This window comes from Candidatus Methylomirabilota bacterium, assembly GCA_035315345.1.
Lineage (GTDB): Bacteria > Methylomirabilota > Methylomirabilia > Rokubacteriales > CSP1-6 > CAMLFJ01.
This window is the reverse complement of sequence record DATFYA010000010.1, coordinates 1-21,853: the sequence shown is the minus strand read 5'-3', so window position 1 is coordinate 21,853 and position 21,853 is coordinate 1. Positions and strand designations below refer to the sequence as shown.

The window sequence follows — 21,853 nt, the reverse complement described above, 5'->3', positions numbered from 1 at the left end:
GCGCGTGCTACCCGAGGCGCATGACATCGTCGGCGGGCGGGATCGGGCAGTGGCCGGCCGAGGATCGACCTCGCGAGCGGCTCTACCACAAGGGCGCCGAATCGCTGGCCGACGCGGAGCTGCTGGCCATCCAGCTGGGCAGCGGGCTGGCCGGGCGAAGCGCCATGGACATGGCCCGCGACCTGCTGACGCGCTACGGATCGCTGTCCGGGCTCGCCGGCCGCGGCGTCGCGGAGCTCGGCGCCATCCGCGGGGTGGGGCCGGTGAAGGCGGTGCGTCTGGCCGCGCTCTTCGAGATCACGCGCCGGCTGCGGTCGCGCAACGGACACGGACGCGTCGTGCTGGGCAGCCCGGAGCAGGTCTTCGCGCGCTACGGACCGCTGATGGAGGACCTCAAGAAGGAGGTGTTCCGCGTCGCCCTGCTCGACGCCCAGAACGGCCTGCTGCGCGATGTGGTCATCTCCGAGGGCACGCTCTCGGCCAGCCTGGTGCACCCGCGGGAGGTCTTCAAGCCGGCCATCCTGGAATCGGCCGCCTCCCTCATCCTGCTGCACAACCACCCGAGCGGCGATCCGACCCCGAGCCGGGAGGACCTGCGGCTGACCCGGCAGCTCGTCGACTGCTCCGAGCTGCTCGACCTGCGCATCCACGACCACGTCATCATCGGACGGGAGCGCTTCATCAGCCTCGCCCAGCGCGGCGCGCTCTCCCGCGGGGGCGAGACGTGAGGCGCTAGCCTTCGCCAGCTTCCTCCCGGTCGGAGGGCGTGGTCGGCCAGGATCAGCGGTCTATCGTGGTCCCGCGGCGAGGGCGTCGAGGATCCGGCGCACGAGCAGCGGGCCTCGCGTGATGAATCCGGTGAAGATGCCGCACGCGGTGGCTCCGGCCTCGAGCGCGGCGCGGGCCTTCTCGGGGCTGTCGATCCCGCCGGTAGCGATCAGCTCCAGGCGCGCGCCGAAGCGCTCGCGCACCCGGCGCACGTTCTCCCGCGTCACCTCGAACAGCGCCGGCCCCGAGAGTCCGCCCGTTCGCTGGGAGAGGCGCGGCTCCTCGACGCGGCGGGTGTTGCCGTAGTTCACGATCGTGATGCCGGCATCCAGCGCGGCCGGGATCGTGATCGTCTCGTTGGTCTCCCGGAAGTCGGGCGAGATCTTCACGATCAGCGGCTTCACGGTGGCGGCCCGCACGGCCCGGAAGACCTCCTTCAGCTCGTGAGGCCGGGTGGACCAGCCGTAGACCAGCTTCGTGTTGGGCGAGGAGATGTTCAGCTCCACGAGGTCGCCGAACTCCTGCAGCCCCTCCACCACGCGCACGTAGTCCTCCGCGGATTCCCCCGCCGCGGCCACGATCAGCGGCACCCGGTGCGACAGCCCGGCCAGTGCCGCGCGATACGCCTCGAGCCCGGGATTCTTGAACCCGTTGCAATTGATCAGTCCGGGCCCTTCCGCGGTCTGGATGCGCACGAGGTTGGGCTCGGGATGGCCGGGACGCGGGCCCGGCGTGATGCTCTTGGCGGTGACCGCCCCCCAGCCGAGCCCCATGGCGCGACGGAGGATCGCCACGTCGTAGTACATCGACGACAGGATGAGCGGGTTCGGCAGCCGCACTCCGCCCAGGGTGATGGCCAGGCGCGGATCGTCGTTGCGGAAGAGACCCAGATGATCCAGCGGCAGATGGCGCAGGCCCCACTGGCCGATCGCGATCGAGAGACGCTCGGGCAGCCGCGCCAGCACGGAGCGGTAGAGCGCACGATACAGGCCATCGAGGGCGCCGACCATGTCGTGACTGCGCGCCATGATATCCTACGAAGCATGCCGCAGGACAGCACGCGTCGATTGCTGAGAGAGTTCGGCGTCGCGGTCACCACCTTCGAGGATGCGGTCGAGGGCGGTCACCTCGAGACGGCGCGCAAGGCGGAAGAGACGCTGCGCGAGAACCTGAAGGAGCTGATCGGGCTCGTCGAGCGCCTTTCCGAGCAGGCCGCCAAGCTCTGACGTCCGCGCCCCGCCGGGTCGTCTCGCTCATCCCGAGCATCACCGAGATCCTGTTCGCGATCGGAGCGGGGGACCGGGTCGTCGGCTGCACCATCTACTGCACCGAGCCGCCCGAGGGGGTGGCCACCAAGACCCGGGTCGGAGGCGAGAAGAACCCGCGCCTCGACGTGATCCGTGATCTCGGCGCCGACCTCGTCATCGCCAACGTGGAGGAGAACGTCCGCGAGCACGTCGAGACCCTGCGCGCGTGGGGCATCCCGGTTCACGTGACCTACCCGCGCACGGTGGCGGACGGCATCCGCCTGATCGGCGAGCTGGGCGCGCTGCTGGAGGCGGGGCCGCGGGCCCACGAGATGGAAGCGGCGCTCCGGGCGCGCTACGACGAGGTGCGCGCCGCCGCGGCTGGGCGCCGGTGCCGGCGCGTCTTCTGCCCGATCTGGCGTCGGCCCTACATGACGATCAACCGCGACACCTACATCCACGACATGCTGGCGGTGGTGGGCGGCCAGAACGTCTTCGCGGAGGCGGAGACGCGCTATCCCGAGGTCACGCTGGACGCGGTGGCGGCCGCGGGGGCCGAGGTCATCCTGCTGCCCGACGAGCCCTATCGCTTCCGACGGGTGCACCAGGCCGACTTCGCGCCGTATCCCGACCTGCCCGCGGTGCGGGACGGCCGGATCCACCTCGTGGACGGCAAGCTGCTGTCCTGGTACGGCCCGCGGATCGCGGAGGCGCTACGGGTGCTGCCGCCGCTGTTCGCCTAGCGCGCCGGCTCTCTAGCGGCGCTTGCGGGACTTCTTGGCGGGCTTCGCCCGCGCCGGCCTGCGGGCCGGTGCGCTGCCGCCGCCGACCTCGAGGATCATCTCGATCTCCACCGGAATGCCCGCGGGCAGCGAGCCCATGCCGACCGCCGAGCGGGCGTGCCGGCCGTTCTCCCCGAAGACCTCCACCATCAGGTCGGAGAAGCCGTTGATGACCTTGGGCTGCTCCCCGAAGCTCTCGACCGCGTTCACCATGCCCAGCACCTTGACCACGCGCTTCACCCGGTCGAGGCTGCCCAGGATCGAGCGGGCCGAGCCCAGGAGGTTCAAGCCCACGTCGCGCGCGACCTTGTAGGCGTCCTCCGTGGACAGGTCGCGCCCCACCTTGCCGCGGGCGCTCGGGTTGCCCTCGATGCGGATCGGCCCGTGACCGGACAGGAAGAGCAGATTGCCGACGCGCACGCCCGGCACGTAATTGCCCATCGGCTTGGGCGGGCTGGGGAGGGTGATGCCGAGCTCCTTGATCCTGGCTTCTGCGCCCATGGGCGTCTCCTCGTTGGAAGGGGCGGCTAGGCGGCGGATGGCGTGGTGCCGATGAAGAAGAAGGCGGGGCCGTCGTCGTCGGTGCGCCAGACGATGGCCTCCACCTCGACCGGCGGCCCGTCCGGTGGCTCGAGCCGCAGGAGTGCCGGCTGGCCGACCTCCAGCCGGCCGAACGGCAGGGGATGCTGCAGGCATACCTTGGCACCGAGGGCGCTCAGGTTGAGGGTCTGCAGACGCAGGAGCCGATCCCCGGTCCGCACGGTCACCGGCCAGGACGTCACCACGCGCGTGTGCCGGCGATGCTCCGGCGGGCGCGGGCCGGCGATCCGATGAGGGTCGTGCACGAGCGGAGTGTCCCATCCCGGGGCCGCAATTCACAAGGGTTTTGTGCGGACGTGCGCCGTGTCAGAATGCAGACGGCCCGCGCCCATCATGAGCCCACCCGCGATTCCGTCCGCCGCCGCCACGCTCGTGCTGCTGCGCGATCGCGCGGCGGGGCCCGCGGAGATCCTGCTGGTGCAGCGCCACGGGCGCAGCAAGTTCGCGGCGGGCGACTACGTCTTCGCGGGTGGGAAGGTGGAGGCCGACGACATTCCCGACGACGTCGAGCGCTTCTGCCGCGGGCTCACCGCCGCCGAGGCCAGCGCGCGGCTCGGGGGCGACCTGACGCCCCGCCAGGCCCTGGGCTACTGGGTGGGCGCGATTCGCGAAGCCTTCGAGGAGGTGGGGATCCTGCTGGCCTACGACGCCGCCGGCGGGTTCGTGCGGCCAAGCCCGGACAACCACGAGCGGTTCGCGGCGTATCGCCGCGCGTGCCAGTCGTCGAACCCGGCATTCTTCACGATGCTGCGGGCCGAAGGGCTCACGCTCGCCACCGACCGGCTCATGTACTTCGCCCACTGGATCACGCCGGAGGAGCAGCCGCTTCGCTTCGACACGCGCTTCTTCGCGACCGAGGCGCCCCCCGACCAGGCCCCCGAGGTGGACGGCCACGAGATCGTGGCCTCCCGGTGGCTCACCGCCGCGGAGGCCTTCGAGGCCCTCGGACGGAAGGAGATCACGCTGCGCCTGCCCACCATCAAGAACCTGGAGCTGCTGCAGCGGGCGGGCGCGCGCACTGCCGACGTCCTCGACGGCCTGCGCGGCCTCGCCGTGCCCACCATCCGTCCGCGCGTGCTGCAGGTGGACGGCAAGCCGCTGGCGCTGCTACCCGGCGACCCCCGCTGGTACTAGGCGGTCCAGGCTCGCGCCAGCGCGTCGGAGACGCGCCGGAGCGACAGCCGACAGTCGCCGAGGCGATTGGACTGAAACCAGTCCAGTATGCGGCGCGTGCTATACTGCCGGCGCAGTTGACGTGATCGAGGAGGGCGATCGAGTGAGCGGCGAGCAGATCGCGGTCCGGCTCCCGACGGACGACGTCGAGCCCCAGAAGGCCTGGACGCGCGACCGCATCTCGCCCGATCGCTGGCTGATCCCGGTGCCCCCGGCGTGCGTGGCCGAGCTGGACCAGGTGGTGGCGACGCTGCGCGTCTCGCCCCGGCCGCTGGAGCGCCTCACGCCGGTCGACTTCTCCCTCCGCGCGTGCTCGGCCCTCATGTCCCGGGTGCGGACGAAGCTGCAGACCGAGACCGGCCTCGCGGTGGTGGACCGCTTTCCGGTGGAGCGCTATGCCGCCGAGGACAACCGCGCCATCGGGTGGCTGCTCGCGGCCATGCTCGGGCAGGTCGTCGCCCAGAAGGCCACCGGCGCGCGCATGTACGACGTGCGCGACACCGGGCAGGCGCTCGGCTACGGCGTGCGCCGCTCCGTCACCAACCTGGGTCAGCCCTTCCACACCGACGGCGGGTGGCTCTGGAAGGCGCCCGCGTTCGTGGGGCTGTTCTGTCTGGAGTCGGCGCTCGAAGGCGGGTTGAGCCGCTTCGCGAGCCTGGTCACCGCACACAACGTCCTGCGGCGGACGCGCCCGGATCTCCTCGCCCGCCTGTACCGGCCGTTTCCGTGGGACCGCCAGGGCGAGCACGCCCCCGACGCCCCGCGTGTGAGCTGGCAGCCGGTGTTCGAGTACGGCGGTACGCTGTCCGCGCGCTACTACGAGGACTACATCGTCAACGGCTATCGGCTGGCCGGCCACCCGCTTGACGACGAGGGCCGGGCCGCCCTCTCCGCCCTCCGCGAGATCGTCGACGACCCGGCCAGCTGGGTCGAGTTCCGGATCGAGAAGGGACAGCTCCAGTACCTCCACAACCGCCAGTTCGCCCACAGCCGCACCGCGTTCAAGGACACCCCCGTGCCGGGGCAGGGCGGGGGCCGTCACATGCTCCGTCTCTGGAATCGCGACGAGGGCACCTGGCATCTCGAAGGTCGCCCGACCGCCTGATCCCGCCCGCTCGTTGACCCTCGCGCTCGCGGTCCACTCCGGGCTCGTGCGGCTCCTGGCGTACCGGGTGCGGGGCATGGCCGGCCTCGGGTCGGGCCTCATTGCGGTGCCCCCAGGACCGGCCTTTCGCCGCGCGGCTTCCAGATCGTCATCCGCGTGCTCCTGTTGGTCTCGGGCGTGGCGCTGCTTCTGAAGTGACGGGCGCCCTCACTCGCGGGCCATGCGCGCGCGTCCGAGCAGGGGCAGGGCGAGCGCGGCGGCCAGCACGCCCTGCGCCAGGGCGGCCAACGCCATGCCGCGATAGCCGCCGCCCCCGATGGCCGCGGCGCCGACCGTGGAGCCGATCACGAGCCCGCTCTGGTTCGTCAGCGCGATGAGGCCGAACATCGCCCCGCGCTGACGCGGGGCCAGGTCGGAGCCGTAGGCGAGGAACGCGGGCCGGCTCGCCGCGTTGCACAGGGTGAGCAGCACCGCCAGCGTCACCACCGGCGCGAAGGGAAAGCCCGCGCCGAACAGGGCCAGGCCGAGGCCGGCGCTGATGATCTGGGCGACCACGAAGATCACCGGCTGGGGGAAGCGGTCACCCAGCCGGCCGCCCAGCATGTTGCCGCCGATCGCGCCGAGCGCGACCAGGATCAGCACCGGCGCCACCGCGACCGCGCTCAGGTGGAAGCTCAGCATCACGAACGCGGGCAGGTAGATCGCGATCATCCCGAAGAGCGAGCGCTCGGCCAGGTTGGCGCCCAGCAGGTTCAGCAGCCGCGGCACGTCCCACACGGCGCGGTAGGTGGCGAGCACGCTGGTGCCCGAGGCCATCGGCGGGATGCGGGGGAACCAGCGCCCGATGGAGCCGGCGAGCAGCAGCATGACCACGCCGATGGTGACGAAGGCCCAGCGCCAGCCCAGGGCGCCGCCGATCGCGCTCATCAGCGGTACGCCGCCGATCGCCGCGAAGCTGAAGCCCATGTTGAACCAGCCCATGGCGCGGGCGCGCCGCTCGCTCGGGAAGAGGTCGCCGACCGAGGCCATCAGGCTGGTCGGGGCCAGCGAGCCGAGCAGACCGGCCGCGAAGCGCGTGGCCGCGAGCGCGGCGAAGCCGGGCGCGAGCGCGGCCGCGAAGCTCAGCACGGCCACGCCGGCGAATGCGATCACGATCATCGGCTTGCGTCCCAGGCGATCGGACAGGAGCCCGGAGAACGGCGAGAACAAGGCCTGGGGCACCCCCGCCGCCGCGGCCAGCAAGCCGGCCTGGCCGAGCGAGATCCCGAGGTCGCGCGAGATGTCCACGAGCAGCGGCCCGATCATGGTCACCGACGTCACGATGCCGGTCACCCCCGCCGTGATCAGCACGATGGGGTCAGGTCTTGCATTCATACATTTCCGGCGGGCACGTTCGGTCCGACGATCCAGCCCTCGACCTCCCGGCAGCAGCGCTCCTCGTCGTCGGTGAGCCCGGGCGGACGGGCCAGCGATCGCAGCAGGGCGCGAGGCCGGTCCAGCGCCCAGTCGCGCGCGGCCGCCACCTGGCACGCGTCCTTGATCGGGTACGGCTGGTCGCGGCAGTCCACCAGGCTCGGCCACATCTCGGCGAGCACGATGGTGTCGGCGCCGATCGCCTCGTCCCATCGCGTCTCGAACGGCCAGAGCCGCGCGCGTGGCGCCAGCGCGGAATCGGTGAGCAGCCGGTGCACCGCGGGCAGCCCCACCAGGGCCTGCGAGCCGACCGAGGCGCGCGTGAAGAGCTTCCACGGGCTCTGGATGCGACGGGCCGCGAGCCGGCGCTCCACGAGGCGCCCGTCGCTCACCGCGGCGGGAAAGGGGCGCGGGCGCGTCGGGCTCAGGTGGCGGAAGCGCCGGCCCGGCGGATGCCCCCAGAAGGGCCCGCGAAATCCGCCGCCGCACGCGGCCTGGATCTCGCGGTTCAGCGCGCCCGCGACGGCAAACCGGTTGTTGGCGCCGTCGGGCGCGTCGGTGATCAGGGCGGCCAGTCGCGCGCAGAGGGCGCGGGCGGCGGGAAGCCGGGCGTCGGCCGGATAGCCGAACACGAAGTCGAAGCCCACCAGGGCCGCGGCGGGCTCGGCGGCGAGCAGGTCGCGGATGAACGCGAGCGCCTCGAGCCGCGTGCGGAAATAGCGCGGCGGAGGCCGTCGGCCCGCGCGGGATCCCCCGCGGGGGCCGGGCGATCCCCACGCGACCCAGCAGCGGTCGCGCGTCGGCCGCGGCGGGCCCGGCGTGGCGGCCGCGGACCAGTCCGCGACGATGACCAGCGAGAAGCGGAGGTCGGTCAGGGGACGAGGACGATCTTGCCGAACTGCCGTCCCTCCGCGAGGCGGCGCTGCGCCTCCACCCCGTCGCGGAGCGGCATCACCGTGTCCACGACGGGGGCGAGCCGTCCGCCGAAGAGCTGGCCCATCACGGTGTGGAACTCGGCGTCGTTCGACATGGTGGACCCGATGATCGAGAGCTGCTTCCAGAACACGAGCCGGATGTCGGTCTCCGCGACGGGCCCCGACGTGGCCCCGCAGGTGACGATGCGCCCGCCCTTGGCCACCGTGCGGATCGCGCCCTTCCAGGTCGCCGCGCCCACGTTCTCCAGCACCACGTCGACGCCACGCCGGCCCGTCTTCTCCCCGATCACCCGCACCCAGTCGTCCGTCGCGTAGTTGATGCACTCGTCGGCGCCGAGGGCCCGCGCGCGCTCGAGCTTGTCGTCGCTCGACGAGGTGACCCACACCCGCGCCCCGCAGAGCTTGCCGATCTGCACCGCGGCCGACGAGACGCCGCCGCCCACGCCCAGGATCAGCAGGTCCTCCCCCGCGCGCAGGCGGGCCTGGGTGACGAGCATGCGCCAGGCCGTCATGTTGACCAGGATGAAGGCGGCCGCGTGCTCGCAGGAGACGTGCTGGGGCAGCGTCACCACGTGCCGGCCCTCGACCTTCACGTACTCGGCCAGCCCGCCGTGGGTGTGCTCGCCGAGAATGCCGTACTTCACGCACAGGCTGTGCTCGCCCTTGCGGCAGAACTCGCACCGGCCGCACGAGAGGTTCGGATTCACCGCGACGCGGTCGCCCGCGCGGACGTCGGTCACCGCCGCGCCCACCTCGACGACCTCGCCCGCGATGTCGCAGCCGGTCCAGAACGGCATGGGCAGGGTGAGCCCCGGCAATCCCTCGCGCACGAAGAGATCGAGGTGGTTCAGCGCGGCCGCGCGCACGCGCACCAGGACGTCGCCGTCGCCGATCTTCGGGTCGGCGACGTCCTGGTAGCCGAGCGTGTCGAGCCCGCCGTGCTGGTGGAAGGCGAGCGCCTTCACCGGCGCGCCCGGATCACGAGGCTCCGAGACCGGTCCTGGTCGCGTTCACCAGCACCGCCATGTTTCCGTACGGGTGCTTGTTGTCGAGCATGAGCTGGTGGCACTCGGGCAGCTCGTCGAACCCGTACGTCTGCGAGAGACACGGGTCGACCTTCCCGGCCTCGACCAGCCGGGTCACCGCCAGCGCCTGCTCGTCGTTGGAGAGATGGCTGCCCTGGAAGCGCTTCTGCCGCATCCAGTGGTAGCGCAGATCGAGCGTGACGTTGTAGCCGGTGGTGCCCGCGCAGATGACGATCATGCCGCCGGTGCCGCACACGAACTCCGAGGTGGGCAGTGTGGCCTCGCCCGGGTGCTCGAAGACGATCTTCGGATTGGTGCGCTCACCGAGCGCGTCCCAGACCGCCTTGCCGAAGGCTCGCGCGCCCTTGGCCCAGGTGCCGTAGGCCTTCGCGTCCCGGGTGTCCGGCATCGGCCCCCAGTGATCGAACTGCGACCGGTTGATCACGCCGACCGCGCCGTGCTCCAGGCAGAACTTCTTCTTGGCGTCGTCGGACACCACCGCGATGGGCCGGCCGCCCTGCGCCCGCACGATCTCGAGCGCGAGGCTGCCGAGCCCGCCGGTGGCGCCCCACACCAGCACCACGTCGCCCGGCTCGACGGTGTGCGGAGCCCAGCCCATCAGCATCCGGTAGGCGGTGGAGCCGCAGAGGAGGAAGCAGCCCGCGGCCTCCCAGGTGAGGCGCTTCGGCTTGGCGATGCACTGGTGCGCCTGCGCGCGCGCGAACTGGCAGTAGCTGCCGTAGTTGGTCTGGTAGCCCCAGATGCGGGTGGACTCGGCGAGCATGGGGTCCTTGCCCGAGCGCACCCAGGGATCGTCAGGGCGCCACCAGCCGCTGTGCACGATCACCTCGTCGCCGACCTTCACGTTCTTGACGTCGGTCCCGACGGCCCACACGATGCCGGAGCAGTCGCTGCCCCCGGCGTGAAAGTCCTCGGGCTCGCCCAGCTTCTGCCGCTCCGCGATGACGTCGAGCGGCTGGCCGAGCGCGGCCCACACGTTGTTGTAGTTGATGCCCGACGCCATGACGTAGACCAGCACCTCGTCGGGGCCGATCGTGGGCGTGGGGAGCACCTCGCGCTTCCAGGCGTCGCGGGGCTGGCCGAAGCGGCTCTGTCGCACCGCGAAGGCGTGCATGCGCTTCGGCACGTCGCCGAGCGGGGGCCGGTCGCCCAGGTCGTAGAGATCAGCCATGACGTCCTCCGGGTTGTTGCTTGCTCGGCTACTTGCCCTTGAAGTCGGCGCGCGTGCGGGCCGCCGCGGCCGCGAGGCCGGCCTTGCGATCCTCGGACAGGAGTGGACCCGCGGCCTGCGCGGTCTCCCAGTCGAGCCAGGCGCGCATGTCGCCGTAGTAGGTGCCGTCGATGGCGCGCTTCGCGGCCTGCACGGCCAGCGGCGCGTTGGCCGCGATCTCCGCGGCCAGCTCGCCCACGCGGGCCTGCAGCTCGCCGGCCGGGTACACGTGCTGCACGAGCCCGATGCGCAGCGCCTCGGCGGCGTCGAAGCGGCGCGCCGAGTAGATCAGCTCCTTGGCCTTCCCGACGCCGACGGTGCGGGGCAGCCGCTGGGTGCCGCCCATGTCCGGCACGAGGCCCAGCTGCACCTCCGGGATCGAGAAGAGCGTGCCCTCGGCGGCCAGCCGCACGTCGCAGCAGAGGGCCAGCTCGAGCCCCGCGCCCATGCACGCGCGCTGGATGGCCCCGATGACCGGCACGCGCAGCGACTCCACCGCGGAGAACGAGGCCTGGTGGCCGGCCAGGTGCTCGCGGATGCGGACCAGGGACTGGGCGGGCGACAGGCCGTCGAGGGCGGCGCTGAGCGTGGAGCCCGCCTTCACGTCGAGCCCGGCGCAGAAGCAGCCGCCCCCGCCCATCAGCACCGCCACGCGCACGTCGGGCGCCGCGTTCACCGCGCGGCAGGCGTCGCCGATGCCGTGCCACATCTCGTTGTCGAGCGCGTTCAGGCGCTCGGGCTTGTTCAGCAGGATCGTGGCGACGTCGCCCTTGATCTCCACCTGCACTTTGTCGGTCATCGTCTCTCCGATCTTCTCTTGTCTGACCTGCCCCTCACCCTGAGGGACGCCTCATCCGTTGAACGCGCGCACCATCGCGGGCAGGCGCGGGTCGTCGAGATTCGGCTGGTACGGCTGGTAAAGCCCGGTGCGGTCGAGCAGCCCCTGGTAGCGCTCGAGGATCTTCGCGTGCAGGTTCTCGTAGGTCGCGGTCACCGCGTAGGTATCGAGCATCTCGTCGGTGATGAGGTCGGCCATGCCCTTCCAGTCGCCCTCCACCGACTTGCGGTGGAGCTGGCCGGTCAGGCCCTGCCAGCCGTGGGCGGCCAGCACCGGTTCGTAGGTGCGCGTCGACCCGTAGAACGCGATCTGCTGCTTGACGGTCTGGGCTTGCGCGGCGCGCTCCTTCTCGGTCTCGCCCACCACCACGAAGGTCGCGGTCGCGTAGGTGAAGTCCTTGCGGGAGCGGCCCGAGCGCTTGAGCCCTTCCTCCACCGCGGGGTGCACGGTTTCGCGCAAGTACCTGGGCGAGTTGAACGGATGCACGTGCATGCCCTCGCACAATTCACCCGCGATCCGGCACATGAGCGGGTTGACCGCCGCGATGTAGATCGGGATCTTCGGGTGCTCGATCGGGCCGGGGTTGAAGAACGGGGTCATCACGTCGAAGGTGTAGAACTGGCCCTTGAAGTTGAGCTTCGAGCCGTTCTGCCAGCAGTCCCAGATCGCCCGGATCGCCCGGATGGCCTCGGCCATCTTCGGGCCGGGAGACTCGAACTTCACCGAGAACCGCCGCTCGTTGTGCGCCTTCACCTGGGTGCCGAGCCCGAGAGTGAAGCGGCCCCCCGAGGCCTTCTGCAGATCCCACGCGGTGTGCGCGGTGATCATCGGGCTTCGCGAGAAGACCGTCGCGATGTTCGTGCCGAGCTTGATCCGCGACGTCGAGGTGGCGGCGACGGCCAGGGGCAGGTAGGGATCGTGCTGCGTCTCCGAGGACCAGAGGCAATCGTAGCCCATGGCCTCGACCTTCCGGGCGTAGTCCGGGATGGTCTTGAGGTCGTGGGTCAGCATGGACACGTCGAGCTTCACCGTGAGGTCTCCTTTGTCCGCGGATCTGCGGCCGGACTGCGCTCCGAGTCTACCTCAGCCGCTGCCGGCTGGGGAGAGGGGCGGCATGCCGTATAACTAGACAATGCCGCTGTATCGGGGCTGGGCCGTCGTCGTCGCCTGCGGCATCATCGCGTCGTTCTCGTGGGGACTCGGCTTCTACGGCCTCGGCGTCTACCTCCACGCGCTGAGCCGATTGCACGGCTGGTCGGCCGGACTCATCTCGGTCGCGGTGACCACGTACTACACGCTCAGCGCCGGCTGCCTCGTCGTGGTGGGCGGGTTGATCGACCGTCACGGCCCGCGCGGCGTGCTCACCTACGGCGTGGTGACCATGGCCGCCGCCGTCGCGCTGCTCGGCGTGATCACCGCCCCCTGGCAGCTCTTCGCGGTCTACCTGGTGATGGCGACCTCCTGGTCGTGCCTCAGCTCGACCGGGCTCAGCAGCACGCTGCTGCCCTGGTTCGGACGCCGCCAGGGTCTCGCCATGACCCTAGCCCTGACCGGCGCCAGCGTGGGCGGCATGGTGCTGGTGCCGATCCTGGTCGCGCTCGTTCAGCGTCACGGCTTCCGGCTCGCCACGCTCGCGGCGGCCGCGGCCTTGCTCGCCATCGGACTGCCGCTCGTCTGGGGCGTGATCGGACCGCGGCCGGCCCCCGAGCAGGTCGCCTCCGAGCTGCGTCGCGACGGGCCGTCGGCGTCGGCGGCGGAGGGACCGCGCCAGGCGCGAATCTGGACGCGACCGCAGGTACTGCGCGAGCCGCGGCTCTGGACCCTGATGGTCCCGTTCGCGCTCGCGCTGGCCGCCCAGGTCGGCTTCCTCGTGCACCAGATCAGCGTGCTGGAGCCCGCGATCGGCGAGGGCCAGGCCGCGCTCACGGTGAGCGCGACCACGGTGGCGGCGCTGCTCGGCCGGATCGTCCTGGGCGTGCTGTCGGATCGCGTGGACCTGCGGAAGCTCTCCGCGGTCAACATCGGCGCGCAGGGCGCCGCGCTCGCCGCGATGGCCGCCTGGCCGTCCTCCGCGGTGTTGATCGCGGCGAGCCTCGTCTTCGGTCTCGGCGTCGGCAACCTGATCACGTTTCCACCGCTGCTCGCCCGCGCGGAGTTCGGGCCGCGATCGTTCGGCACCGTGTTCGGCCTCGTCGGCGCGGCCACCCAGGCCGGCGTCGCGCTGGGGCCGGGATTGGTGGGCGTGCTCCACGACGCGCTGGGCAGCTATCAGCCCGCGCTGTGGTGCCTGGTGACGCTCGAGGTGCTCGCTGCGGCCGCCGTGCTCTGCGGCCGCACCCGCGACGATGGCGGACTCGAGCCACGCGGCGCCGCCCGGGCCTCGTGATATACCCTGGCCGCAGAGGAGGGCACACCATGGCCAGGAAGGGCACCGGACTCTTGATGGTCTGGGCGGACGTCCCCGCCGCGCAGGAAGACGAGTTCAACCGCTGGTACAACGACGAGCACCTGCCCGAGCGCATGGCGATCCCCGGCTTCCTCGGCGGTGCGCGCTACGAGGCAGTCAAGGGCGGCCCGAAGCACCTGGCCTGCTACGAGCTAGACAGCGTGGCGGTGCTCGACAGCCCGGCCTACAAGCACGTGCAGGCCAATCCCACGCCGTGGACGAAGCGGGTCGGGCCCCAGGCGATCGGCCGGCCGTTCATCCGCAACGTCTACACGATGATCCATCCGACCGCACTGACCGCCGAGGCGGCGCGGACGCCCATGGCGCCGTCACTGCAGATCGGGCGCATGGACGTGCCGCCCGAGGTCGATCGCGAGTTCAACGACTGGTACAACACCATCTACGTGCCCAACTACGAGAAGGTGCCCGGCGTGATCCGGGGCCGGCGGTACCGGGCGGTCGAAGGCGCACCGACCTATCTCACGCTCTACGAATTCGAGCACCCGAAGGTGTCGGAGAGCGCGGAGTGGCTGGCCCAGCGAGATGCCTCGCCGGTGACGCAGAAGATCCGACCGCACATGCAGCACGCGCCGGGCTCGCCCGGCATCTGGGTCAAGACGGTCGAGCTACCGTCGTCCCTTCAGTAGCCAGTCCACTGCCGCGGAGCCGTCGGTCGCATCGGGCTCCGCCGGCCGGACGGGCGCAGGCGTGCGCGCGGGCGCCGGTCCCGGACGCGGCGGCGGAGACGCGGGCGCGGCGGCGGCCGGCCTAGGCGGAGCCGCCGGCGCGGCCACCGTCGGTGTCGGGGCCGGCGCTGGCTCGGCGGCCGGCACCGCGGGCGCCGAAGGAGGTGCGGCCGCGCGCGCCGGAGCAGGCGGCGCGGCGGCCGGCGTCGGGGCCGACGTCGGCGCCGCGGCGGTCGGCCGGGCAGCTGCGGGTGGCCCGGCCGCTGGCGGCGCCGCAGCCGGCGCCGTAGGGGCGGGCAACGCCGGCGCGACTTTTCCCGGCGGTGGAAGCGGGGCCGGCGTCACGGTCACTGCCCGGGGCGAAGTCGGCGGACTCGAGCTGGCCTTCGGCATGGGCTCGCCGGTGGCGCCCGGCGAGGGCGCTTTGACCGGCTGCTGCGTTGATTGGGGCGCCGGAGCCGGAGGTGCTGCCGGGGCTGCGGTCACGGGGGGCGGTGTCGATCTGGCCGCCGGCGACGCCGGGGAAGCGGGCGGCGCCGGCAGAGCCGGTGTGGACGCGGCGGGGGTCGGTGCGCTCGTCTTCGCAGGCGGTGCCACGGCCACAGCCGGGCTCGGGATTGCGGCCCTGGCGGGCGTCGGTCCGGCCGCGGCCGGGGACTCCGTCTTGACGGCGGCGCCCGACCGGGCCGCCGGCTCCGGCCCGGATGATTTGGCGGGCGGGGCGAGCTGCGTCTTCTCGGCCACGACCGGAGGCGTCGTGGGCTTCGGCGGATCCGCCGCTTTTGGCGGGTCGGAGGCCTTCTGGGCCACTGCGGGCCTGGGCAGCAGCTCGGAGGCGGCCGTCCGCTTCGTCGCCTGATCGGTGATCACCTGGACCGATCGAGCTAGCCGCTTGCCCTCGTACAGGTCGTAGACGACCTTGATCTGACCGCCCGGACGGATATCCGTGGGCCACCCGGCGCTCGAGCCGACCATGATCATCGTATCTCTCGTCAGGACCAGCGGAACCAGCCCGCTGCTCGGCGGCTCCGAGCTGACGAGGATGATGCCCGATTCGACCTTGGCCACTCGCCCGGCGACCTCTCCGGCCGGGTCCCGGCTGGGATCGATCGGGTTTTCAGTGGGTTGCGCCGGCCGGAGCACCAGCATCACCGCACCGGCCAGGAGCGCGAGGCTCCCGACCGCGGCGCCGGCCACGAGGAGATGAAAGAGGAGTCGCTTCACGTCCTGACCCGACGATGGGTCGCCCCGGAGGACTACCCTGGATGCCCCACATACTATGCCGGCGTTTGGCCTGTCAAGCGGAGGAGCGGCTGGCCTTCAGCGAGAACATGAGCGGGAGGCTGCCCGCGCCGGTGGGAATCCGCCGGTCGTCCGGCAGCCGCCACCAGCCATCTGCGCCCTGCTGCATCCACGGAAAGAACTTCCACCCGAGGAACGGATACTCCTCGAACGATTCGACCCGCAGGCCGGCCCGCGCGAGGGACCCGATGATGCTCGAGAGCCGATGCAGCCAGACGTGCTCGACGCTCGTGATCGGCGCCTCGGGCGCGCTGTAGCAGCCGGGGTGCTCCTCGCGGATCGGCTCGGGGCCGCGGAAGTACGGGTAGAGTAGCCGCAGATCGGGCTCGGCCGGCCGGTCGTCGAAGCAGAGGAGCATGGGGTGCGCATCGACGATGAAGAAGAGCCCGCCGGGGGCCAGGCAGCGCGCGACCCCCCTGGCCCAGCGCTCGAGATCGGGCAGCCAGCAGAGCACGCCGTGCGAGGTGAAGACGACGTCGAAGCAGCCGTCGAGCTTCGCGGGCAGATCGCAGACGTCGGCGTGGATGAACGTGACGGGCACGCCCATGCGCGCGGCCAGGGCGCGCGCCGCCGCGAGGGCTTCCTCCGAGAAGTCCACGCCGGTCACCGTCGCGCCACGTCGCGCCCACCGGATGGAATCCATGCCGAAGTGGCACTGCAGGTGGAGGAGCGACTTGCCCCGCACGTCGCCCGGCCCGGCCAGGCAGATCGCGTCGAGATCCCGGCCGCGCCCGGTCGCGAACGCCTCGACGTCGTAGAAATCCGACTGGAGGTTGATCCGGGTCCAGGCGTTCCAGAGATCGCGGTTGGCGCGCCGCGGGTCCGTCACGGCAGGCGATAGACCCGCCGCGCGGTGCCGCTGAACAGGGCCTGCTTCTCCGAGGCGGACGCGCCCGAGGCGATGCGCTTGAAGGTGTTCCAGAGCGGGACCCAGCCGATGCCCATCTTGTCCACCGGGAAGTTGCTCTCGAAGAGGCAGCGATCCGGCCCGAACAGCTCGATGCAGGTCTCGAAGTAGGGGCGCCAGAGGGCGGCCAGCTCGGTAGAGGTCGGCGGCTTCGGCTGCGTGCGGTAATCGTAGGCGGCCAGGCGCATCATCATGCCGCCGAGCTTGACGCTCACGTTGGGGCAGCGGGCCAGCTCGGCCATCTGCGGCTTCCACGCCGCGAAGACCTCCGGCCCCTTGCCCGCGTAGGCGCCGTAGCCGAGCACGCCGCCCACGTGACCGAGCACCATGGTGGCGTCGGGATGCGCCCGCGCCAGGTCCACCACGTCGGCCAGCTGCGGATGGAAGACCCAGGCGTCGAGCGAGAGGCCCAGCCGGGTCAGGCGCGCGAGCCCGGCGCGAAAGTCGGGACGCCGGTAGAGATGCGGGCCGCCGGCGACCTCGCTGTTGCCGATGACCGGGTCGGCGTCCCACGCCGCCGCGTGCCGCACGCCGCGGAAGCGCCCGCCGCCCGCGCGCAGGTGCGCCTCCAGCACCGGCTCCACCCGGTCGCCGAGGGTGAGATCGGCGAAGCCGACGATGCCGGCGGCCACGCGCGTCGACCCGTACATTCCGCTGGCGCTCATGGCGGCCTGGCCGGTCACGAACTCGGTCTCGCCCACCGGCCGCATCTCCTCCGGCCCGCCCGCGCGGTACATCGAGTGGCACTCGAGGAACACGGTGGCCACGACCGTGTGGCCGGTCGCCACGTCGGCCAGGAAATCGTGGAGGAAGTAGCGGTGGCCGTTGCGATCCCACAGGTGATGGTGCGTGTCGATGATGGGCAGGTCGGGCTCGAGGACCGGCTCGGGCGGATTGCGGGCCAGCCACTCGGCGTCGGGAGCGTGGATGCGTCCGAACTGGGTGGGCCGCGTCGTCTCGGTCATGTCGCTCCTCGTGCCTATCCGGGTCCGGCCAGCGCGCGCAGCCGCGCCTCGCTCGCCGCGTCGGCGGGAAAGAAGCACTCCACCCGCAGCTCGTGCAGCGTGATGTCGTAGGGTACGCCAAGGCTGGTCAGGGTGGAGAAGAACCTGACGTCGAGGTCGCCCTTGCGCATCTCGACGGCCAGGAACGGCGCCGGAGTCAGATCGAGATCGAGCGTCCGCCACTTCTGCGGCACGTCGGGATAGGACAGCAATTCGTCCAGGAGCCGCCGCGTCTCGGCGTCGCCGATACCGCGGGCCAGGTCGAGGTGCAGCCACTGGATCAGCGCGGCCGCGGTCGGCTCCCAGTTCACGATGTAGGGGCGCAGGCCGCGCGGATGATAGAAGAGCCGCATCGCGTTGGGACGGTCGCCCACCGCCGCCGCGCCGCCCGGCTCGAGGAATCGCTCCATGAGCCGCGCGGCGCCCTGGTTCGCCATCAAGAGGTTCCAGTGCCCGTCGATCACGAGGCCGGGGAACGGCTCCTGCTGGCGCAGGATGAAATCGAGCGCCCGTCGCACATCCCCCATCGCCGGTGAGTCCAGCGCGGTCTCGCGATAGACCGGGGCGAAACCCGCCGCGGTCAGCAGGTCGTTGCGCCCGCGCGGAGGCACTTCCAGCGCGCGCGCCAGCAGCAGTACCATGTCCCGGCTCGGCCGGGCGCGGCCGGTCTCGATGAAGCTCAGGTGCCGGGTGGAGATCTCGGCGTCGACGGCCAGGCTCAGCTGGCTCAGGCGGCGGCGCTCCCGCCAGTGCTTGATGAGCCGGCCCACCGGGCTGGCCTTCGTCGTCTTCGTGGATGCGGCGGCGGTTTTCATGGCGGCACGGTACACCGCGCCATGCGCCTTCGCCATTACCTGGGAGGTAATTGAGTCGGCGCGCGCTCGGAGCCAGGATCGTCGAGGCCGGGAGGGCCGCGACGCTCCGGCCGGAGCCCGAGAGGAGAGACCATGGCGATCGATCCCGAGCTGTTCAACGAGCGGATGAGCGGCACGCTGAGCACGCTGCTCGGCCTGCGCATCGTCCTAGCCACGCCGGACCGCGTGGTCGCCGAGCTGACCATCCGTGACGAGCTGCGCACGGTCGGCGGCGCGCTGCACGGGGGTACCCTGATGGCGCTGGCCGACACGGTGGGCGCGGCCGCCACCGTGGTCAACCTGCCGGCGGGCGCGAGCACGACCACGCTCGAGTCCAAGACCAACTTCTTCGCGGCGGGCCGCAGCGGGCTGGTGCGCGCCGAGGCCACGCCGCTGCACAAGGGCAAGCGCACCCAGGTCTGGCAGACGCGGGTCACCGACGAGTCGGGGCGGCTGCTGTCGCTCACCACCCAGACCCAGATGGTGCTCATGTGACGTCGCCGCTCCGGGTCGCCTTCGCGGGCGTCTTCGCGAGCCACGTGATCGATCGGGTGCGCGCGCGACTGCGCGTGCCGTGCGAGGTCATCGCGGGCGACGAGCGCGAGATCCTCCCGCGGCTGGGCGACGTGGACGTGCTGGTCGGCATGGGCTTCACCCGGGAGATGGCGGAGGCCGCCCCGCGCCTGCGGCTCGTCCAGGTCCCGGGCGCCGGGCTCGATCGCATCGACCGGGGCGCGCTCGGGCCGGGCACCGCGCTCGCCAACGCCTACGGCCACGACGTCGGCATCGCGGAGTACGTCATCGGCGCCATGCTGGCGGTCGCCCGCGACTTCTGCCGCGTGGACGCCGACCTCCGGCGCGGGCAATGGGACAGCGTCTGGTCGGGCAGCCCGGCGCCGCTCTGGCCCGAGCTGGCGGGCAAGACGCTCGGCATCCTCGGCTACGGGCGGATCGGCCAGGCCCTTGCGCGGCGCGCGCGGGCGTTCGACATGGAGGTCCTGGCCGTCCGCCGGGACGCCTCGCGGCCCGATCCCCACGGGCTGGCCTTCGTGCGCGGGCCGGAGGCGCTCGACCAGGTGCTCGGGCGCAGCGACTACGTCGCGGTCACGCTCGCCCTCACCACCGAGACCCGCGGGCTGATCGACGCGCGACGCCTCCGCCTGATGAAGCCCACGACCGTGCTGATCAACGTGGCGCGCGCTGAGGTCGTGGACGAGGACGCGCTCTACGAGGCCCTCCACCGGAGGGCGATCGCCGCGGCCGCCCTCGACGTCTGGTACCGCTATCCGTCGGGCGGCGCGCCGACCCATCCCGGCCATCGCCCGTTCCACACGCTGCCGAACGTGCTGATGACTCCGCACGTGTCGGGCTGGACCGAGGGCATGATGGAGGCGCGCGCCTCGGTGATCGCCGAGAACATCCACCGCGTGGCGCGTGGCGAGGCGCCGGTCAACCTCGTGGCCTGAGCGGCGCCCGAGGGCGCAACTCCTGCCGACGGCCGGTGTACCGAACCATGGCAGTCGGCCTGCCACTGACCGGTAACGACGTCGGGCCCGGGCGGCTAAGTAGTGATCGGACTTGGCCTCCATCCTGGCACCCGGCTTGCGCTCTCGGCGCGCCATGAACGTTCACGTCGGGTCTCGCCAGATCATCTCCTCCCGCCTCGATCCAGGCTGCCTCTCGGCGGGCGAGCGGCACACGGAGGTCCCGTCGCCGCCTCCCATCCGGGGCCTGTGCCCGTGCGGGCACCTGATGAGCATGCACTGCCACGCGGATGGCTCCGGGCCCTGCGCGACGCCCGAGTGCCAGTGCCCGGGACAGGGCGGCGGCTGGTACGATGACGGGCGGTGACCACGCGGGTCGATCGCTCCGGCATCGAGCAGACGTATAGCCTGATCCAGCCGCACATCCGGGTGACGCCGGTGGTGCACCTCTCCGGCGCCGATCTCGGCCTCGCCCCGTTTCCCCTCACGCTCAAGCTCGCGTCGGCGTCGTGGTGAGCGGAGGCAACACGACTGCGGTAGACTTCGGAGCACGATGATCGTGGAACACGTCGGTCTGGCGGTCGGGCCTCTTCGCGCCAGCGCTCATCGGGCGGCATGAAGCCCGCGTCGGACGCTCTCGCCCGCGCCCTGGATCTCCTCGCGGCCGGAGACTGGCAGCGGGCCCACGAGATCGTGCAGGAGCAGAAGTCGATCCTGGGCTCGTGGCTGCACGGCATCGTCCACACCCTGGAAGGCGATCTCGACAACGCGCAGTACTGGTACCGGCGGGCCAAGCGCGAGTTTCCGGGCGCCGGCTCGGTGCGCGAGGAGATCGCGGCGGCGCGCTCAGCCCTCGCCGAGGAACATCTCGCGTAGCCGCGCCTTCTGCACCTTGTCGCCGTGGGGCCCCGGGGTGCGCGGTACGTCGGCCACGATCCGCACGTGACGGGGCACCTTGAACGAGGCGATGCGTCCCTTGCAGTGGGCGATCACCTCGTCGGCGGTGAGATCGGTGACGCCGGCGCGCGGGATCACGTAGGCCGCCACCGCCTCGTTGGTGCGCGCGTCGGGCACGCCGATGACGAAGGCCTGCATCACCTTCGGATGCGTCTGCAGATAGGCCTCGATCTCGCCGGGGGCGACCATGAAGTGGCTCACCCGCAGCACCTCGCGCAGGCGGCCGATGAAGATCACGCGGCCGGCCCCATCGCGCACCGCCAGGTCGCCGGTCTTGAACCACCCGTCGGCGGTGAAGGCCCGCGCGGTCTCCTCCGGCTTCTCGTAGTAGCCGGCGGTGACCAGCCGCCCGCGTAGCCACAGCTCGCCCTCGCGATCCACCGGCCGGTCCTGCCCGGTCTCCGGATCGACCACGCGCGCCTCGATGCCGTCAGCGGGCCACACGCCGGCGAGCGCGCGATCCTCGAGCGGCTCGTCGAGATCGTGCACCATCGCCATCGCGTTGACCTCGGTCATGCCGTAGGGCTGGAACGCCTGGCGCACCCCGAGCCGCTCGACCACCGCCTCGAAGAGACCTTCGACGCCGCCGCCGGTGGCCGCGAAGCCGCCGGTGCGCAGGCGCGATCGATCGCGCCGGGCCAGGTCCGGGTGCTCCAGCATCGGGATCGCCATCGTGTCGACGCCGTTCCACACCGTGATGCGCTCGGCCTCGATCAGCCGCAGGGCCACCGCGGGCTCGAAGGACTCCATCAGGACCAGCGCGCTGCCGTGGGTGAAGGATGCTAAGGGAATGCAGAGGCCGCCCCACGTGCCGGACAGCGGCAGGGCGTGCAGCACGCGGTCGTCCGCGCTCATGCGCATCACCTCGCCGCACCACCAGCCGTGCGGGAGGCAGTTGAGGTGGCTGATCACCGCGCCCTTCGGGAACGAGGTCGTGCCCGAGGTGTAGAGGATCGTGTATGGATCCGCCGGCTCGACCGCGGCACGGGCCGCGCGCAGGGCCGCGGCCCACTCCGGCGCGTCGCCATCCTCGAGCACGTCGCGCAGGCGTGCGCAGCCCGGGTAGGGATCGTCGGCGTCCACGATCACGTGCCGC

The 21,853-nt window shown here is 71.8% G+C and carries 25 protein-coding genes; 12 read left to right on the top strand and 13 right to left on the bottom strand.

What is annotated here, in order from left to right; genetic code table 11:
• Positions 1-20: 20 nt before the first annotated feature.
• The gene (radC, locus tag VKN16_01485; GenBank protein HME92873.1) at positions 21-728 is read left to right on the top strand and encodes a DNA repair protein RadC; all 708 of its coding nucleotides are present in this window, start codon (positions 21-23) and stop codon (positions 726-728) included.
• A gap of 60 nt (positions 729-788) precedes the next feature.
• Here the strand turns inward: radC and VKN16_01480 are convergent, their stop codons facing one another.
• Complete coding sequence (locus VKN16_01480) at positions 789-1,796, bottom strand: hypothetical protein (GenBank protein ID HME92872.1); 1,008 nt, start codon at positions 1,794-1,796, stop codon at positions 789-791.
• A 15-nt stretch (positions 1,797-1,811) separates the two neighbouring features.
• Between VKN16_01480 and VKN16_01475 the strand changes: the two genes are divergently transcribed.
• Together VKN16_01475 and VKN16_01470 are read left to right on the top strand one after the other, a co-directional pair.
• A complete protein-coding gene (locus VKN16_01475; GenBank protein ID HME92871.1) occupies positions 1,812-1,994 on the top strand; it encodes a hypothetical protein in 183 nt (60 codons plus the stop codon).
• On the top strand, positions 1,991-2,758 hold the full coding sequence (locus VKN16_01470; GenBank protein HME92870.1) for a cobalamin-binding protein: 768 nt from the start codon (positions 1,991-1,993) through the stop codon (positions 2,756-2,758). The genes VKN16_01475 and VKN16_01470 overlap by 4 nt, the downstream gene beginning before the upstream one ends.
• A 12-nt stretch (positions 2,759-2,770) precedes the next feature.
• On the opposite strand, the gene VKN16_01465 is transcribed toward VKN16_01470, so the two are convergent.
• The gene (locus VKN16_01465) at positions 2,771-3,298 is read right to left on the bottom strand and encodes a RidA family protein (protein HME92869.1); all 528 of its coding nucleotides are present in this window, start codon (positions 3,296-3,298) and stop codon (positions 2,771-2,773) included.
• A gap of 26 nt (positions 3,299-3,324) precedes the next feature.
• A complete protein-coding gene (locus tag VKN16_01460) occupies positions 3,325-3,642 on the bottom strand; it encodes a PilZ domain-containing protein (GenBank protein HME92868.1) in 318 nt (105 codons plus the stop codon).
• 88 nt (positions 3,643-3,730) lie between these two features.
• On the opposite strand from VKN16_01460, the gene VKN16_01455 reads away from it, so the two are divergent.
• Positions 3,731-4,531, top strand: coding sequence for a hypothetical protein (locus VKN16_01455; protein ID HME92867.1), 801 nt, complete (start codon positions 3,731-3,733; stop codon positions 4,529-4,531).
• Between the two features lie 142 nt (positions 4,532-4,673).
• Positions 4,674-5,675 carry a TauD/TfdA family dioxygenase gene (locus VKN16_01450; protein ID HME92866.1) on the top strand — a complete coding sequence of 334 codons (1,002 nt, stop codon included), beginning with the start codon at positions 4,674-4,676 and terminating at the stop codon, positions 5,673-5,675.
• 207 nt (positions 5,676-5,882) lie between these two features.
• On the opposite strand, the gene VKN16_01445 is transcribed toward VKN16_01450, so the two are convergent.
• The 6 genes from VKN16_01445 to VKN16_01420 all read right to left on the bottom strand — a co-directional run bounded on the left by VKN16_01445 (position 5,883) and on the right by VKN16_01420 (position 12,146).
• Positions 5,883-7,025 carry an MFS transporter gene (locus tag VKN16_01445; GenBank protein HME92865.1) on the bottom strand — a complete coding sequence of 381 codons (1,143 nt, stop codon included), beginning with the start codon at positions 7,023-7,025 and terminating at the stop codon, positions 5,883-5,885.
• 20 nt (positions 7,026-7,045) lie between these two features.
• A complete protein-coding gene (locus VKN16_01440) occupies positions 7,046-7,735 on the bottom strand; it encodes a hypothetical protein (protein HME92864.1) in 690 nt (229 codons plus the stop codon).
• Between the two features lie 224 nt (positions 7,736-7,959).
• The gene (locus VKN16_01435) at positions 7,960-8,988 is read right to left on the bottom strand and encodes a zinc-binding dehydrogenase (GenBank protein HME92863.1); all 1,029 of its coding nucleotides are present in this window, start codon (positions 8,986-8,988) and stop codon (positions 7,960-7,962) included.
• Positions 8,989-9,001: 13 nt separating this feature from the next.
• Entirely contained in the window at positions 9,002-10,240 is a 1,239-nt protein-coding gene (gene ccrA / locus VKN16_01430; protein ID HME92862.1) for a crotonyl-CoA carboxylase/reductase, read from the bottom strand.
• Positions 10,241-10,268: 28 nt separating this feature from the next.
• Positions 10,269-11,078 (bottom strand): enoyl-CoA hydratase/isomerase family protein, encoded by an 810-nt coding sequence (locus VKN16_01425; protein HME92861.1) that lies wholly within the window; start codon positions 11,076-11,078, stop codon positions 10,269-10,271.
• A 51-nt stretch (positions 11,079-11,129) separates the two neighbouring features.
• Positions 11,130-12,146, bottom strand: coding sequence for a TIGR03617 family F420-dependent LLM class oxidoreductase (locus VKN16_01420; protein HME92860.1), 1,017 nt, complete (start codon positions 12,144-12,146; stop codon positions 11,130-11,132).
• Positions 12,147-12,249: 103 nt separating this feature from the next.
• On the opposite strand from VKN16_01420, the gene VKN16_01415 reads away from it, so the two are divergent.
• The 3 genes from VKN16_01415 to VKN16_01405 all read left to right on the top strand — a co-directional run bounded on the left by VKN16_01415 (position 12,250) and on the right by VKN16_01405 (position 15,108).
• On the top strand, positions 12,250-13,503 hold the full coding sequence (locus VKN16_01415) for an MFS transporter (protein ID HME92859.1): 1,254 nt from the start codon (positions 12,250-12,252) through the stop codon (positions 13,501-13,503).
• A gap of 29 nt (positions 13,504-13,532) precedes the next feature.
• The gene (locus VKN16_01410) at positions 13,533-14,210 is read left to right on the top strand and encodes a hypothetical protein (GenBank protein ID HME92858.1); all 678 of its coding nucleotides are present in this window, start codon (positions 13,533-13,535) and stop codon (positions 14,208-14,210) included.
• Positions 14,211-14,271: 61 nt separating this feature from the next.
• Entirely contained in the window at positions 14,272-15,108 is an 837-nt protein-coding gene (locus VKN16_01405; protein HME92857.1) for a hypothetical protein, read from the top strand.
• Positions 15,109-15,546: 438 nt separating this feature from the next.
• Here VKN16_01405 and VKN16_01400 read toward each other — a convergent pair whose 3' ends face one another.
• From VKN16_01400 to VKN16_01390, 3 genes are read right to left on the bottom strand one after another with little or no spacing between them, the layout of a single operon-like run.
• On the bottom strand, positions 15,547-16,380 hold the full coding sequence (locus VKN16_01400; GenBank protein ID HME92856.1) for a class I SAM-dependent methyltransferase: 834 nt from the start codon (positions 16,378-16,380) through the stop codon (positions 15,547-15,549).
• Positions 16,377-17,423, bottom strand: coding sequence for an amidohydrolase family protein (locus tag VKN16_01395; protein ID HME92855.1), 1,047 nt, complete (start codon positions 17,421-17,423; stop codon positions 16,377-16,379). Before VKN16_01395 ends, VKN16_01400 begins: the two co-directional genes overlap by 4 nt.
• 14 nt (positions 17,424-17,437) lie before the next feature.
• Entirely contained in the window at positions 17,438-18,313 is an 876-nt protein-coding gene (locus VKN16_01390) for a helix-turn-helix transcriptional regulator (GenBank protein ID HME92854.1), read from the bottom strand.
• A 129-nt stretch (positions 18,314-18,442) separates the two neighbouring features.
• Between VKN16_01390 and VKN16_01385 the strand changes: the two genes are divergently transcribed.
• The 4 genes from VKN16_01385 to VKN16_01370 all read left to right on the top strand — a co-directional run bounded on the left by VKN16_01385 (position 18,443) and on the right by VKN16_01370 (position 20,676).
• Positions 18,443-18,811 (top strand): PaaI family thioesterase, encoded by a 369-nt coding sequence (locus VKN16_01385; protein ID HME92853.1) that lies wholly within the window; start codon positions 18,443-18,445, stop codon positions 18,809-18,811.
• Positions 18,808-19,782 carry a 2-hydroxyacid dehydrogenase gene (locus VKN16_01380; protein ID HME92852.1) on the top strand — a complete coding sequence of 325 codons (975 nt, stop codon included), beginning with the start codon at positions 18,808-18,810 and terminating at the stop codon, positions 19,780-19,782. The genes VKN16_01385 and VKN16_01380 overlap by 4 nt, the downstream gene beginning before the upstream one ends.
• A gap of 381 nt (positions 19,783-20,163) precedes the next feature.
• Positions 20,164-20,316 carry a hypothetical protein gene (locus tag VKN16_01375; GenBank protein HME92851.1) on the top strand — a complete coding sequence of 51 codons (153 nt, stop codon included), beginning with the start codon at positions 20,164-20,166 and terminating at the stop codon, positions 20,314-20,316.
• 99 nt (positions 20,317-20,415) lie between these two features.
• A complete protein-coding gene (locus VKN16_01370; GenBank protein ID HME92850.1) occupies positions 20,416-20,676 on the top strand; it encodes a hypothetical protein in 261 nt (86 codons plus the stop codon).
• Here the strand turns inward: VKN16_01370 and VKN16_01365 are convergent.
• Positions 20,647-21,853, bottom strand: a 1,207-nt coding sequence (locus tag VKN16_01365) for an AMP-binding protein (GenBank protein ID HME92849.1), incomplete at its 5' end; no start/stop codon positions are given. The genes VKN16_01370 and VKN16_01365 overlap by 30 nt on opposite strands.